The organism is Rhodovulum sp. DZ06 (assembly GCF_050586345.1).
GTDB lineage: Bacteria > Pseudomonadota > Alphaproteobacteria > Rhodobacterales > Rhodobacteraceae > JBOCEF01.
This window is the reverse complement of sequence record NZ_JBOCEF010000026.1, coordinates 1-13,721: the sequence shown is the minus strand read 5'-3', so window position 1 is coordinate 13,721 and position 13,721 is coordinate 1. Positions and strand designations below refer to the sequence as shown.

The window sequence follows — 13,721 nt, the reverse complement described above, 5'->3', positions numbered from 1 at the left end:
TATTGCGACGGTAAAGGGCGGATCATTCGCCCGCGGCGGCCCGGCGCCGTTCGAGGCAGGCGGCCGCGCGCTCGGGGATCCGGTCGAGCGGCGCCGGCTTGACCAGCACCTCGTCCGCCCCGGCCCCGAGGAGGTCGTCGTGGAAGGCCGCCTCGGCGCGGCCGGTGCAGAACAGCACCGCCATGCGGTCGTGGCCCGGGTCGGCGCGCAGGCGGCGGACCACCTCGGGGCCGCTCAGCCCCGGCAGGCCCGCGTCGATCACCAGCGCGTCGAAGGGGGCGTCGGCGGCGGCGAGGGCGTCGAGCGCGGCCTCGCCGGAGCCGACCATGGTCACCGACAGGTCGGGCCGGCCGTCGAGGACCAGCGCGGTCAGCTCGCGCAGGTCCTCGTCATCCTCGACATAGAGCAGCCGCATCGCGGATCAGGCCGCGTCGCGGGACCGGCCGCCGCGCGCGGGCAGGCGGAAGGCGGCGGTCACCTGTTCCAGCGCCTCGATCCGGTCGCGCAGGCTGGCGGCGGCGCGGGCGGTGCGGTCGGCGGTGGCGGAGTTCGCCTGGGTCATCTGGTCGACATGGGAGACGGACTTGTTGACCTCGGACACGCCCTCGGTCTGCTCCCGGCTCGCCTCGACCACCGCGCCGATGCCGTGCTCGAGCTCCCCGATCGCCTCGCGGATGCCGCCCAGCGCCTCGCCGGTGCGGCGCACCAGGGCGGCGCCGGCGGCGACGCTCTCGGTGCTCTCGTTGATCAACCCGGCGATGTCGCGCGCGGCCTCGGAGCTGCGCTGCGCCAGGGTGCGCACCTCGGCGGCGACGACGGCGAATCCCTTGCCGGCCTCGCCCGCGCGGGCCGATTCCACGGCGGCGTTCAGCGCCAGCAGGTTGGTCTGGAACGAAATCGCCTCGATGACCGCGATGATCTCGGTGATCCGGGCCGCGCCGCTCTCGATCTTCTCGACCGCGGCGACGGCCTCGCGCACCGTGCCCTCGCCCTCCTCGGTCCGGCGGCTCACCTCGCGCGCGCGGTCCTCGGCCTGGTTCAGGCGCTCGTGGTTGGTCCGGCCGGAGCGGGCCATCTCCTCCATCGAGGCGGCGACTTCCTCGAGCGAGGCGGCCTGGCTCTCGGAACGCTTGGCCAGCTCTCCCGCGTCGCCGTCGAGGGTCTGGGAGACCTCCATCACCTCGCCCAGCAGGCCCTGGATCTCGGTCATCACCTCGCTCAGCCGCTCGCCGGCCGCATTCGCGTCCGCGCGGATGCGGGCGAAGGCGCCGCCGCTCGTGCCCTCGAGGCGCACGGTCAGGTCGCTGTCGGCATAGGCGCCGAGGGCGCGGCCGACCTCGGAGAACTGGGCCTCCGCCGTCTCCAGCAGCCCGTTGACGGAACTCACCAGCTCATCCAGCGCGGGTTCGTCGTAGCGGCTGTCGACGCGGGCGGCGAGGTCGCCGTCGCGCGCCCGACCCACCGCGGCGCCGACGCCGCTGCGCAGCCCCTCCAGCATCCCGGCGCGGGCGTCGTCGGCGAGGCGGGTGGAATTGTCGAGCTCCTCCCGCGCGCGGGCGGCGGCGTCGGCGGCGGCGCGGGCCTCGGCCAGCGTCTCCTCGACCTGGCGCTGCTCGGCCTGGCGCAGCGCGATGATCCAGCACAGCGCGATGGTCTCGGCCACCACCACCGCGGCATGGACCATGGTGCGCACGAGATCGCTCCCGTCATGATGGAACAGCAGCTCGGGCGCGAGGAAGACCAGCGACAGGTGGTGCACCGCGATGCCCCCGGCGGCCACCAGCTGCACCTTGATCGAGTTCAGCACGCTGAGCATCGCCAGCAGGCCGAAGATCCAGAAATGCGCCTCCACCTGCCAGGGGTGGCCCTTCATCGCCGCGATCAGCAGCCCCACCTGCATCATCAGCGCCAGCCCGTAGGTCGACCGCGCCCGCAGGTTGTCGCGGATGCGGTCAAGCTCGGCCAGCGCGTTCATCAGCAGCGACAGCCCCAGGATCCAGAGCGCGGGGTTGCCGTTCGCCCAGGCGATGCCCGCCACGATGGGCGAATGCGCCCAGGCGAGGTTCAGAAGCATTCGGCCGGGGCGCAGGTTGGTCAGCTTTCCGGCGAAGGGAATGGCGGTTTCGTCGGTCATGGACTGGGCTCGCACAGGATGAGGGCAAGGTCGGCGGGCAGCACCGCGATGGCCCCGGCGCGGCGCAGGGCGTCCGCGTGGTCGGGGTCGGGCGCGTAGCTCATCGCCACGGCGGGAATGCGCCCCTGGCGGAGCACCAGGCCCCCGGCCGAGGCGGCCAGCGCCGCGGCGTCGCGCCAGGGCGGCGCCACCACGACCATCGCCTCGCCCGCACGCGGTTCCGGCGCCGACGCGATGGCGGTCGCGAGCGGCGCGGCGGCGAGCAGCGCGAAGCAAAGGGCCGAGATCGGCGACATGGGCATGGCACTCCCGTTGGGCGTTCACCAACGGGAATACGGGCCAAACCTTTCGGAAAACTGAGCGGCGGGGCCCCTAGAACCCCGCGTGCGACACCGCGACCAGCCAGGCCGAGACGCTGAGCACCGAGATCGCGGTGGCCAGCAGCACGGCCGAGGCCGCCTCGCCCACCGCGCGGGCGTACATGGCCGCGAAGACATAGGCGTTGACGCCCGGCGGCATCGAGGCGGTGAGGGTGGCCGAGCGGACCATGCCCTCGGGCAGGCCGAACACCCCGGCCGACAGCCCGAAGGTGATCGCCGGGTGGATCATCAACCCGATCCCCGCCACCATCGCCGCCGGGCCGATCCCCTTGCGCAGCGAATAGCGCGTCAGCGCCCCGCCGAGGCCGAACAGCGCCACGGGCAGCGCCGCGCGGGCCAGCATCTCGACCCCGCCTTCAAGCGGCCCGGGCATGCGCAGGCCCAGCAGGTTGAACGCGAGGCCAATGGCGATGCCGATGGTCAGCGCGTTGCGGAACATCGCCGTCACCACCGCGCGCGCGGTGGCCGCGGCCCCGCGGCCGTCGGCGCGGCTCATCTCCATCGCCGTGATGCCGATCATGTAGCAAAGCGGCGCGTGGATCGCGATGATCGCGAAGTTCGGCCCCAGCGCGTCGGTCCCGTAGGCGCGCTCGGTCACCGGCACGCCGAGCAGCAGCGAGTTCGAGAACAGCGCCGCGAAGCCTACCGCCACCGATTCCCCCGGCCGCATCCCGAAGATCTTCCGCGCGCCGAACATGGCGAGGAAAAAGCAGGCGATGGCCCCGGCGTAGAAGCTGACCAGCAGGTCGGCGCGGAACATCTCGCCCAGGTCGAGATTGTACATCCCGAGGAACAGCAGCACCGGCGCCGCGATGGTGGTGGTGAAGGTCAGCAGACCCGTGGTCACGCTGTCGGCCAGCAGGTTCACCCGGCGGCAGAAATACCCCGCCCCGACCACGAAGAAGACCGGCAGGACCGTCTCGAGGACGAAGAGGAGGCTGTCGATCACGCCCGCGCCGCCCAGCCGTCGCCGTCCCGGGCGAAGTCGAGGCGCATCCCGTCATAGGCGGCGATCACGTGGGCGGGGGTCTCGGCCTCGACCGTCGCGTAGTCGAGATCGACATGCATGTTGGTGATCACGCCCCGGCGCACGCCCGATTTCTCGATCCAGCCCAGGGTCTGGTCCAGGTGCGAATGCGTCGGGTGGGGCGTGTAGCGCAGCGCGTCCACCACCCAGGTGTCCGCCCCCTCCAGCGCCGCCCAGCCGTCATCGGACATCTGCGCGACGTCGGGCAGGTACACCAGCGGCCCGATGCGGAAGCCCAGCGCGTCGATGGAGCCGTGATTGACCTCGAAGGGCTGGAACTCGATGGCGCCGCCGACCCCCTCGATCCGCACGGTCCCGTCGATGGTCCGCAGGTCGAGGATCGGCGGGTAGGGCGAGCCCTCGGGCTGCACGAAGGCGTAGCCGAAGCGGTTGAGCAGGCTGCTCTGCGTCGGCCCGTCCGCCCAGACGGGGATGCGTTTGCGCATGTTGAAGACGATCATCCGCAGATCGTCGAGCCCGTGCGTGTGGTCGGCGTGCTCATGGGTGTAGATCACCCCGTCGAGCCGCCCGACATTGGCGTCCAGCAGCTGCGAGCGCATGTCGGGCGAGGTGTCGATCAGCACCGAGGTGACGCCCTCGGGCCCCTCGCGTTCCACGAGCATGGAGCAGCGGCGGCGGGTGTTCTTCGGGTTCTCGGGATCGCAGGCGCCCCAGACGCCGCCGAGGCGCGGCACGCCGCCCGAGGACCCGCAGCCGAGGATGGTGAAGCGCAGCGTGTCGGTCATTCCGCGGCCTCCGAGCCATGCGCCGCGGTCCAGGCCGCGGCCTTGGCGAACAGGCGGTCGAAATTGGCGGTGGTGGCGGCGGCGAACTCGTCCACGGAGATGCCGAACGCCTCGGCGCCCTTGACCGCGGTCAGCGCGGTATAGGCGGGCTCGTTGCGCTTGCCGCGATGGGGCGGGGGCGCGAGATAGGGGCTGTCGGTCTCCACCAGGATGCGGTCCAGCGGCGCGGCGGCGAAGATCTCCCGCAGGGCGGTGGATTTCGGGAAGGCCGCGATGCCGGACATCGACAGGTAGAAGCCGAGGTCGAGCGCCGCGCGCCCCAGCGCCTCGGAGCTGGAGAAGCAGTGCATCACGCAAGAATAGGCCCCGGCGGCGTGCTCTTCCGCCAGGATCCGGGCCATGTCGTCATCGGCGTCGCGGCTGTGGATGATCAGGGGCAGGCCGGTGCGCCGCGCGGCCTCGATATGCAGGCGCAGGCTCTCCTGCTGCACCGCCATGCTCTCGGCCGTGTAGTGATAATCGAGGCCCGTCTCGCCGATCCCGACCATCTTCGGGTGCGCGGCGATCTCGCAGAGCTGCTCGACCGTCGCCATCGGCTCCTTGTCCACGGACATCGGGTGGGTGCCGGCGGCGAAGAAGACCTCGTCGTGCGCCTCGGCGATGGCGCGGACCTGCGGTTCCTGCCGCAGCCGGGTGCAGATGGTGACCATGCGCGCGACGCCCGCGGCTTTCGCCCGGGCCACCACGTCCGGCAGCTCCCCTTCGAAATCGGGGAAATCGAGATGACAATGGCTGTCCACGAGGATCGGCGGCATCGGGAAGGCTCCGGCAAGGCGGGTCAGGCAGGCGCGGCGCGCGGCGGATAGGCGTGCGGCGGGCGGGGGGCGTCAGGCCCGTTCGGGGACGGACGCGGCCCGCCCGGCGGCGGCGTCGAGCGCGAGCAACGTATCAAGGAACGCCTGGCCTGGGTCAAGATTGACGCCGAGCGCGCGGTCAAGACGCGCCTCCCAGGACGCCGCCGCCTCGGCCCAGATGCGGGCCTGCGCGTCCGTGGCGGCAAGGCGGGCCATCATCCGCGCTTCCCCGGGCCCCGCCTCGGCCCGCGGCGGGCCCATGGCGGCGGCGCGGGCCATGCGCTGGGCGAAGACGGCGCCGAGGCGGGCCAGCATCTCCCGCGCGCCCTCCGTCCCCGGCCCGGCGGCGCTTTCGGCCAGGCGATGCGCGGCGTCGCGGTCCATCCCCGGCGCGTTGCGCAGAAGCTGCAGCAGCTCGGCGTAGATGTCCGTGCCGTCGGCCGCGGCCAGCCGCAGCGCCTCGCCCACCGAGCCGCCCGCCAGTTCCGCCAGCGCCTCGGACGGGGGCGGCAGGTCGGGCGCCGCTTCCGAGGCCGCGCGCACCAGCGCCCCCTCGTCGAGCGGGCGCAGCGCCAGCGTCCGGCAGCGCGAGCGGATGGTGGGCAGCAGCCGCGCGGGCGCGTGGCTGACCAGCAGGAAGATGCAGCGCGCGGGCGGTTCCTCGAGCATCTTCAGGATGGCGTTGGCGGCGGCGGGGTTCATCTCCTCGGCCGGGTCGACGATCACCGCGCGCCAGCCGCCATCGGCGGCGGACAGCCCGGTGAAGTCGCGCAGCGTGCGCACGTCGTCCACCACGATCTGGGTGCGCATCCGCTTGGTCTTGGGGTCCGGCGTGCGGCGGATCAGCTTCAGCCGCGGCTCGGACAGCGCGGCGCAGCGGCGGAACACCGGCGCCTCCGGGTCCATCGCCAGGCTTTCCACCGGGGCGGGGGCGAACAGCGCGTCCATGCTGTCCTGCGGCGCGCCATGGGCGATCAGGTGGCGCGCGATGCGCCAGGCCAGCGTCGCCTTGCCCACGCCCCGCGGCCCGGTCAGCAGCCAGCCGTGATGCATGCGCCCGCCGGTCAGGGCGGTGAGGAACTCGGCCTCCGCCGCGCGCTGGCCGTAAAGGGCCGCGACCTCGCGCGGGTGGGGGGCGTTCGGCGCGCGGTCGGGTTCCGGGATCAGCGCGTCGTCGTCATCGGCGGCCATGGGTCAGGCGTCCTCGCGCGACAGTTCGGGCAGCAGGGGCAGGGCGGCGGCGCGGATGCGGCCCTGCACCTCCTCCGGGGCGCCCGAGGCGTCCACGAGGCGGCAGCGCGCCGGGTGGGCGGCGGCCAGCGCCCGGAACCCGTCGCGCACGCGGGACTGGAAATCGGCGCCGAAGCGTTCGAACCGGCTCTCGGCGCCGCCTTGCGCGGCCGAGGCCCCGGCCATGCGCGCCTCGGCCCGCGCGAGGGCTTCCTCGGGCGGCAATTCGAGGATCAGCGTCAGGTCGGGCTCCAGCCCGATCACCAGCGCGTGCAGCGCCTCGACCATCTCCGGCGGGGCGCCTTCGCCGCTGTCGCGGCCAAGACCCTGGTAGACGCGGGTGCTGTCGGCGAAGCGGTCGCACAGCACCACGGCGCCGCGGGCGAGGGCGGGGCGGATGGTCCGCTCCAGGTGCTCGCGCCGCGCGGCGTTGAAGAGCAGCAGTTCCGAGACGGCGGACCAGCGGCCCGGCGCGCCCTCGAGCACGAGGCGGCGGATCTCCTCGGCCCCCGGGGCGCCGCCCGGCTCGCGCGTCGCCACCACCTCGCGGCCGGCGCCGCGCAGGGCGTCGGCCAGCAGGCGCAATTGCGTGGTCTTGCCGCCGCCGTCGCCGCCCTCGAAGCTGATGAACACGCCGGGCGTGGAAGGATCCGCCGCCGCGCTCACCCCTCGGCCCCCGCTTCCGCCGGCGCGGGGGCGTCGCCGCCCCCGGTCGCCGCGCCCATCACGTCGCGCAGCAGCAGCCCCGCGGCGGCCTTGAGGCGAGTGATGTACCCGCCCCGGCCCACGCTCTCGGCGGCCACAACCGGCGCGGTGATCGGCTCGATCCCCGGCGCGGCCAGGGTCAGCGTGGCGATCGGCTGGCCCTTGGCCACCGGCGCCTCGATCGGCCCTTCCCAGTTGAGCTTGGCCACCAGCTTCTCGCGGATCCCGACGGGCAGGGTGACCAGCAGGTCCTCGGCCACCGTCAGCGCCACCTGCGGCCGGTCGCCGATCCAGACATCGGCCACCCCCAGCAGGTCCCCGGCCTTGTAGAGGCGTTCATTCGAGAACTGCCGGAACGCCCAGGAGGCGATGCGCTCGGCCTCCTCGGCCCGCTCGGCCTTGCTGTCGAGCCCGCCGAACATGAACACGATCCGCCGCCCGTCGCGGGCGACCGAGCCGACGAGGCCGTAGCCCGCTTCCTCGGTATGGCCGGTCTTCATCCCGTCGGCTCCCTCGACCACGCCCAGCAGCGGGTTGCGGTTGGGCTGGCGCACGCCGTCCCATTCGAACGCGGTCTCGGAGAAGTAGTGATAGTGCTGTGGGAAGTCGTTGATGATGTGCATCCCGAGGGTCACGAGGTCCCGCGGGGTCATGTAATGCTCGGGATGCGGCAGGCCGTGGGAATTGGCGAAATGGCTGCCGGTCAGGCCCAGCTCCTCGGCGCGCACGTTCATGGCGGCGGCGAAGGCGGCCTCGGTCCCGGCGATGCCCTCGGCCAGCGCCACGCAGGCGTCGTTGCCGCTCTGCACGATCACCCCGCGCAGCAGGTCCTCGACCCGCACCCGGTCCTTCTCGCGCAGGTACATGGTCGAGCCTTCCTTGCGGAAGGCGGCGGCCGAGACGCGGAACTCGTCGTCCAGCGTCAGCCGGTCTTCCTCCAGCGCCTCGAACACCATGTTGAGCGTCATCAGCTTGGACATGGAGGCGGGCGGAATCCGCATGTCGGCGTTCTTGTCGAGCAGCGTCGCCCCGGTGGTGGCGTCGACCACCAGGGCGGCGCGGGCGCGGGTCTCGAGCGGGGCGGCCTGCGCGTCGGCCCGGGTCGCGGGCAGGGCGGCGAGCAGGGCCGCGGCCAGCGCCAGCGCCGGGGCGGCGAGGCGGGCGAGGGGGCGGCGCGGGTTGGGGCGCGGGTTGGGGCGCGGATTGGGAGCGGTCATGGCGATGCTGGTCACGGGCGAGGGGCCTCCGTGGCGGATGGCGCCGCTTGCCGCGGGGGAAGGCGCGGGCGGCGGCGCGGGGGGAAGGTCGCGGGCGGGCCGCTGGGGGCGCGTCCGGGTTCGGGGCGTCATCTTGCGGCGAGATAGGCGTCGCGGAAGCCCGCCGCCACCGCGGCGCTGCGGGCGGTCTCGGCTTCGGAGAGGGTGGCGAAGGGGCCGAGCAGCACCCGCTCGAGCCGCCCGGCGGGGACGACGCGGGCGTCGAAGCCGAGGGCGCGGAAGGCGGCGGCGGCGCGCGCGGCGTTGCCGGGCTGGCCGAAGGCGCCGATCTGGACGAAGGGCGCGGCGGGGGGGGCGGCGGGCCGGGCCTGCGCCTGCGCCTGTGCGGGGGCAGCGGCGGGGGCCGCCGCCTGCGCGGGTTTCGGGGCGGGTCCGGCGGTGATCGGGCGATGCGCGGGCCGCGCGGTCGGGGCGCGGGCCTCGGCCGGGGCGGCGGTCGGCGCCTCGGTCTGGGCCTGCGGCGGCGTCTCGGGCGCCTCGGCGAGGGCGGCGGCTACGGCCTGTTCCAGCGGTTTCGGCTGCGCCGGGGCCGGGGCTTGCGGGGCGGGCTGCGCCGCCGCCTCGGCCTCGGCCTTGCGCTTCAGGTCCGGGCGGATCGCGGGCTCGGGGCGTCGCGCCCCGGCCGCCGCCTGCGCCTCCTCCTGCGCCTCTCGCTCGGTCTCCAGCGCCTGTTCGATCCGGTGCGCCGGGGTCTCGCGCACGGGCGTCGGCGTCGCGGCGGCGGGGGCAGGCGCGGCGGCGAGGTCGAACCGCTCCACCCCGCCCGTCGGCGCGGCGGGCAGCACTGGGCGGCTGACGTCGCGCAGGGCGGTCAGGCGGATGCGCGCGGGCGTGCCGGGGGTCATCCCCAGCGCCTGCGCCGCATCGCCCGAAAGCTGGATCTGCGGGCGGCCCGGCTTGTCGATCAGCCGCAGCGCCGGAAGGCGGATGGCGCGGCCGGTCTCGAGGTTGCGGGCCTCGACCATCATCTGACCGGCGACGCCGGGATGCGCGGCCCAGGCCCCGCCGAGCGAGGGCAGCCCGTCCCAGAGCGTCACGCCCTCGGCCATGAACCGGGCCGGGTCGGGGATGAAGCCATGTTCGCGCTGGGGCACCGGGGCGGCGTCGGCCGCGGCGCCGCGGGGGCCGCCCGGCTGCGGCCCGGCGCAGGCGGCCGCCAGCGCGGCGCAGGCCAGCAGCGCCGCGGCGCGGAAGGCGGGCGGGACGGCGGCGCGCGGCGCCGGCGCCGCGCCCGGCGGCTGCATCAGATGGGGTCGCCCCGTCACGGTCCTCGTCACGTTCCTCGCCTCGCCCGACATCGCTTCGGGGGCCCGTTCGCCGGGCCTCTCTCGTCGCGCCTCGCCTGGGGGCGCAGGCTATCGCAAGGCGGCGGGGAAGAAAACCGCCGCCGCGCGCCGCGCGCGCCGGGCGGGCGCCACAGGGACCAGCGACCGGACCGCCGACCGGACCGCCGACCGGACCGGCGACGGGAGCGCCGACCGGGCCGCCGCCGGGGACCGCGCCGACGGCGCCCGAGGCGGGTTGCCGGGGGCCGCCGAATCCCGTACTTCGTGACTCCCGTGCAGGGGGCGTCCCGCAGCGCCGGTCCGACAGGGCCGGGCGTCATGCGTAAGGGCGCCCTTCACCCATTTCCCGGACCATTCCTCCGGGACCAAAGAATAACGGGGTTCGAGCGACATGGCGCGGTTCGTTTTCATCACGGGCGGAGTGGTCTCCAGCCTGGGCAAGGGTCTTGCTTCGGCCGCGCTGGGCGCGCTGCTGCAGGCCCGCGGCTACTCGGTCCGGCTGCGCAAGCTCGACCCCTACCTGAACGTCGACCCGGGCACGATGTCCCCGTTCGAGCATGGCGAGGTCTTCGTCACCGATGACGGGGCCGAGACCGATCTCGACCTCGGCCATTACGAACGCTTCACGGGCGTCGCGGCCCGCAAGACCGATTCCATCTCCTCGGGCCGGATCTATTCCAACGTGCTCGAGAAGGAGCGCCGCGGCGACTACCTTGGCAAGACCATCCAGGTGATCCCGCACGTCACCAATGAAATCAAGGACTTCATCGCCATCGGCGAGGATGAGGTCGACTTCATGCTGTGCGAGATCGGCGGCACCGTCGGCGATATCGAGGGCCTGCCCTTCTTCGAGGCGATCCGCCAGTTCTCGCTCGACAAACCGGCGGGGCAGTGCGTGTTCATGCACCTCACCCTGCTGCCCTGGATCGCCGCCTCGGGCGAGCTGAAGACCAAGCCGACCCAGCACTCGGTGAAGGAGCTGCGCTCCATCGGCCTCGCCCCCGACGTGCTCGTCTGCCGCGCCGAGGGCCCGATCCCGGACAAGGAGCGCGCCAAGCTCGCCATGTTCTGCTCGGTCCGCCCCGAGCGCGTGATCGCCGCCAACGACCTCAAGTCGATCTACGAAGCCCCGATCGCCTATCACCAGAACGGGCTCGACCAGGCCGTGCTCGACGCTTTCGGCATCTCCCCCGCGCCGCGCCCCGACCTGTCGCCCTGGCGCGACGTGGTGGACGCGATCCACGACCCGGACGGCGAGGTGCGCATCGCCATCGTCGGCAAGTACACGCAGCTCGAGGACGCCTACAAGTCGATCTCCGAGGCGCTGACCCATGGCGGCATCGCCAACCGGGTGAAGGTGAAGGTCGAATGGCTCGATTCCGAGGTGTTCGAGCATGGCGACCCGGCCCCGAACCTCGAGGGCTTCCACGGCATCCTCGTGCCCGGCGGCTTCGGCGAGCGCGGCACCGAGGGCAAGATCAACGCCGCCCGGTTCGCGCGTGAGCGCAAGGTGCCTTATCTCGGCATCTGCCTCGGCATGCAGATGGCGGTGATCGAGGCGGCGCGGAACCTCGCGGGCATCGAGAAGGCGGGCTCGGAAGAGTTCGACCACGAGGCGGGCGCCACCCGGTTCGAGCCGGTCGTCTACCACATGAAGGAATGGATGGACGGCTCGGGCCGCGTCGAGACCCGCGAGGCGGGCGACGACAAGGGCGGGACCATGCGCCTCGGGGCCTATCGCGCGTCCCTCACGCCGGACTCGAAGGTCGCCGCGATCTACGGGACCGAGCAGATCGAGGAGCGTCACCGCCACCGCTACGAGGTCGCGCTGACCTATCGCGAGCAGCTCGAGGCGCACGGGCTGCGCTTCTCGGGCATGTCGCCCGACGGCAAGCTGCCCGAGATCATGGAGATCGAGGACCACCCCTGGTTCGTCGGCGTGCAGTACCACCCGGAGCTGAAGTCCAAGCCCCTCGACCCGCACCCGCTGTTCCGCAGCTTCGTGCGCGCGGCGATCGAGCAGTCGCGGCTGGTCTGATCCCGCCGCCGCGGGGGCCTGCGGGCCGCCGCGGGACCGCATGACGCGAAAGGCCCCGCCGGGCGACCGGCGGGGCCTTTTCGTCTTCGGGGCGGGGCGCGGGCGGGGCGCGCGGCCCCCCGGGGGCGCTCAGCCCCGGCGGCGGCCGATCACGCCCAGCGCGGCCAGTCCCAGCAGCGCCAGCGGCGCGGCGGCGGGCAGGGGCACGTCGGCGGGCGCCTCGGTCGCGGCGAAGGAGAACTGCAGCTCGTTCAGCACGCCATGCGTCGCGGCGACCAGGTCCACGACCTCGATGGTGATGCTGTCGGCGGTGAAGCTCTGCCCCGAGACGATCGCGGCATCGCCCGACACCAGCGTCAGCGCCGAGACCGCGGCCGCCGGGGTGAAGTCGAGGCCGGTGAAGGTCCAGGTCGACGTCCCGCCGGTGGTGGGGAAGGTTCCGAGGTCGAAGAACAGGTCGATCACGCCGTCGGAGATCGTGGCGGAGATGGTGGCGTCGCCGGGCGTGAAGGTCGCGGTCACGCTGGGCGAGACCGCCGCGGTGTTGGCGGCGAACTCGGAGCCCCCGGCGGTCAGGGTCGCCGTCACCACGTCGCCGGTCAGCGAGGCGGCCATGACCGGCGTGGACAGGAGCGCAAGGGCGGCGGCGGCGGGCAGCAGGGAAAGGCGCATGACGTTCGACCCGTGAATTGGAAATGTATTCCCAACCGGTCGCACTGATCGCGAGTCGTTTCCGTCACTCCGTGGGCGCCCCGGTTGCGGCAGCGAAAAATTCGGTCGCGGCAGCTAAGAAGTCCGGCGGTCGCCGCCTTACTGCTCGCCCTGCGCGTCGACGATGCCGCTGCTGCAGCCCTTCTTGCGCGGGTGGGCGTCATGCAGCAACTGGCCGAAATCGCTGTAGGGCGAGATCTTGCCGTTCAGCGACAGCCGGATCTCGCGCACCAGCACCCGCTCGCCCTTCTCCTCGCGCTCGCAGATCATCTGCAGGCGCGCGCCCGCCCCGGCGCCGTAGGTCTCGTCCAGCGCGGCGCGCAGCTCGTCCACGTGCACCCGCCCGCCGACCCGCTCGCGCATCAGCGCCGCGATGCCCGAGCGGTTGACCGCACGCAGCGCGAACAGCGCGTCCTCGAAATACTCCGCCGCGCCGCCGGGGGCCCGGTGGCAGGTGCCGTGCTTGGTCCATTCGTGCCGGTGCAAATCGCTCAGCGCCCCCGGCATGGCGCGCAGGATCTCGGTGCGCAGGGTCTTGCCCATGGGCGGCATCGGCAGCCGGTTCCAGGCGCCCTTCTTGTCGAGGAACCGGATCCTGTCCTCGACCCCGCAATACTCGCCCCCGTTGGGCCAGAGCCCGTGCAGGGTGAAGCGCCCGGTCCAGACCGGCAGGTCGCGGCCGTCGAGCATGGCGCATTCCCGCGGCCGGGTGCGGCGGGTTTCGCAGAAGGCGGGGGCCCAGGTCAGCGCGAGGGTGGCCGAGGTGGATTCCGCCGCCGCCGCCGCCGGGCGCAGGGCGGCCGGAAGCGCGGCCGGCAGGGCGGCGAAAAGGGCGAAGGCGATCAGCGCGGCGCGCATCGGCAGGCTCTCCCGGTCGGGATCGGGTCGGCGGAATACATGCGCATAGCGTCGCCCGTCGCCGCCGGGCGCGCAAGGCCGCGGGCGTGAACGGGGCGATAAATTAACCGTTGATGGATCGCGTCCGGTCCGCCCGGCCGCGGGGCGCGCCGCCTCCCTGTCCCCCGCCGGGGCGGGACGGGCGGGGGTCCGCGTCGGGGCGAGACGTGCGGAGGCCCGCGAAGGGGCGGGACGGGCGGGGGCCCGCGCCGGGGGAGACAGGCGCCCATGAAAAGACCGCCGCGGGGCGTGCCCGCGGCGGTCCATCCGAGCCGTCGACGCGGCGGGGGCCTTGTTCCGCGCGGCCCGCCCCGCGCGTCGCCCGGCCTCAGCGCCCGCCGTCGCCCACCAGCACGAAGGCGGCCCAGTAGAACGGGTCCGAGGTGGCCGGGTCGGCGCGCACCGCCCGCTGCGCCGCGCTCAGCGCCTCGGTATA

14 protein-coding genes are annotated in these 13,721 nt (G+C 73.7%); 1 reads left to right on the top strand and 13 read right to left on the bottom strand.

Features of this window, described 5'->3' with window-relative positions:
* Positions 1 to 22 precede the first annotated feature (22 nt).
* The 10 genes from ACQ5SO_RS12585 to ACQ5SO_RS12540 form a co-directional block, all read right to left on the bottom strand.
* Entirely contained in the window at positions 23 to 415 is a 393-nt protein-coding gene (locus ACQ5SO_RS12585) for a response regulator (protein WP_430941955.1), read from the bottom strand.
* 6 nt (positions 416 to 421) lie between these two features.
* The gene (locus ACQ5SO_RS12580) at positions 422 to 2,134 is read right to left on the bottom strand and encodes a methyl-accepting chemotaxis protein (RefSeq protein WP_430941954.1); all 1,713 of its coding nucleotides are present in this window, start codon (positions 2,132 to 2,134) and stop codon (positions 422 to 424) included.
* Positions 2,131 to 2,430: a hypothetical protein gene (locus ACQ5SO_RS12575; protein WP_430941953.1), complete on the bottom strand. Its 300-nt coding sequence runs from the start codon at positions 2,428 to 2,430 to the stop codon at positions 2,131 to 2,133. The genes ACQ5SO_RS12580 and ACQ5SO_RS12575 overlap by 4 nt, the downstream gene beginning before the upstream one ends.
* A 76-nt stretch (positions 2,431 to 2,506) precedes the next feature.
* A complete protein-coding gene (locus ACQ5SO_RS12570) occupies positions 2,507 to 3,463 on the bottom strand; it encodes an AEC family transporter (RefSeq protein ID WP_430941952.1) in 957 nt (318 codons plus the stop codon).
* On the bottom strand, positions 3,460 to 4,287 hold the full coding sequence (locus ACQ5SO_RS12565; protein ID WP_430941951.1) for an MBL fold metallo-hydrolase: 828 nt from the start codon (positions 4,285 to 4,287) through the stop codon (positions 3,460 to 3,462). The genes ACQ5SO_RS12570 and ACQ5SO_RS12565 overlap by 4 nt, the downstream gene beginning before the upstream one ends.
* Positions 4,284 to 5,102: a TatD family hydrolase gene (locus tag ACQ5SO_RS12560; protein ID WP_430941950.1), complete on the bottom strand. Its 819-nt coding sequence runs from the start codon at positions 5,100 to 5,102 to the stop codon at positions 4,284 to 4,286. The genes ACQ5SO_RS12565 and ACQ5SO_RS12560 overlap by 4 nt, the downstream gene beginning before the upstream one ends.
* 72 nt (positions 5,103 to 5,174) lie before the next feature.
* Complete coding sequence (locus tag ACQ5SO_RS12555) at positions 5,175 to 6,332, bottom strand: DNA polymerase III subunit delta' (RefSeq protein ID WP_430941949.1); 1,158 nt, start codon at positions 6,330 to 6,332, stop codon at positions 5,175 to 5,177.
* A 3-nt stretch (positions 6,333 to 6,335) separates the two neighbouring features.
* Positions 6,336 to 7,004: a dTMP kinase gene (tmk, locus tag ACQ5SO_RS12550; protein WP_430941948.1), complete on the bottom strand. Its 669-nt coding sequence runs from the start codon at positions 7,002 to 7,004 to the stop codon at positions 6,336 to 6,338.
* Positions 7,005 to 7,033: 29 nt separating this feature from the next.
* The gene (locus ACQ5SO_RS12545; protein WP_430941947.1) at positions 7,034 to 8,308 is read right to left on the bottom strand and encodes a D-alanyl-D-alanine carboxypeptidase family protein; all 1,275 of its coding nucleotides are present in this window, start codon (positions 8,306 to 8,308) and stop codon (positions 7,034 to 7,036) included.
* Positions 8,309 to 8,421: 113 nt separating this feature from the next.
* Positions 8,422 to 9,597, bottom strand: coding sequence for an SPOR domain-containing protein (locus tag ACQ5SO_RS12540; RefSeq protein WP_430941946.1), 1,176 nt, complete (start codon positions 9,595 to 9,597; stop codon positions 8,422 to 8,424).
* 433 nt (positions 9,598 to 10,030) lie between these two features.
* Between ACQ5SO_RS12540 and ACQ5SO_RS12535 the strand changes: the two genes are divergently transcribed.
* Positions 10,031 to 11,677, top strand: coding sequence for a CTP synthase (locus ACQ5SO_RS12535; protein WP_430941945.1), 1,647 nt, complete (start codon positions 10,031 to 10,033; stop codon positions 11,675 to 11,677).
* A gap of 129 nt (positions 11,678 to 11,806) precedes the next feature.
* On the opposite strand, the gene ACQ5SO_RS12530 is transcribed toward ACQ5SO_RS12535, so the two are convergent.
* From ACQ5SO_RS12530 to ACQ5SO_RS12520, 3 genes are all read right to left on the bottom strand, one after another.
* Positions 11,807 to 12,349, bottom strand: coding sequence for a PEP-CTERM sorting domain-containing protein (locus tag ACQ5SO_RS12530; RefSeq protein WP_430941944.1), 543 nt, complete (start codon positions 12,347 to 12,349; stop codon positions 11,807 to 11,809).
* A 138-nt stretch (positions 12,350 to 12,487) separates the two neighbouring features.
* Positions 12,488 to 13,246, bottom strand: a complete 759-nt coding sequence (locus ACQ5SO_RS12525; RefSeq protein ID WP_430941943.1) for a ribonuclease T2 family protein — start codon at positions 13,244 to 13,246, stop codon at positions 12,488 to 12,490.
* 367 nt (positions 13,247 to 13,613) lie between these two features.
* Complete coding sequence (locus ACQ5SO_RS12520; protein WP_430941988.1) at positions 13,614 to 13,709, bottom strand: hypothetical protein; 96 nt, start codon at positions 13,707 to 13,709, stop codon at positions 13,614 to 13,616.
* Positions 13,710 to 13,721: the final 12 nt, after the last annotated feature.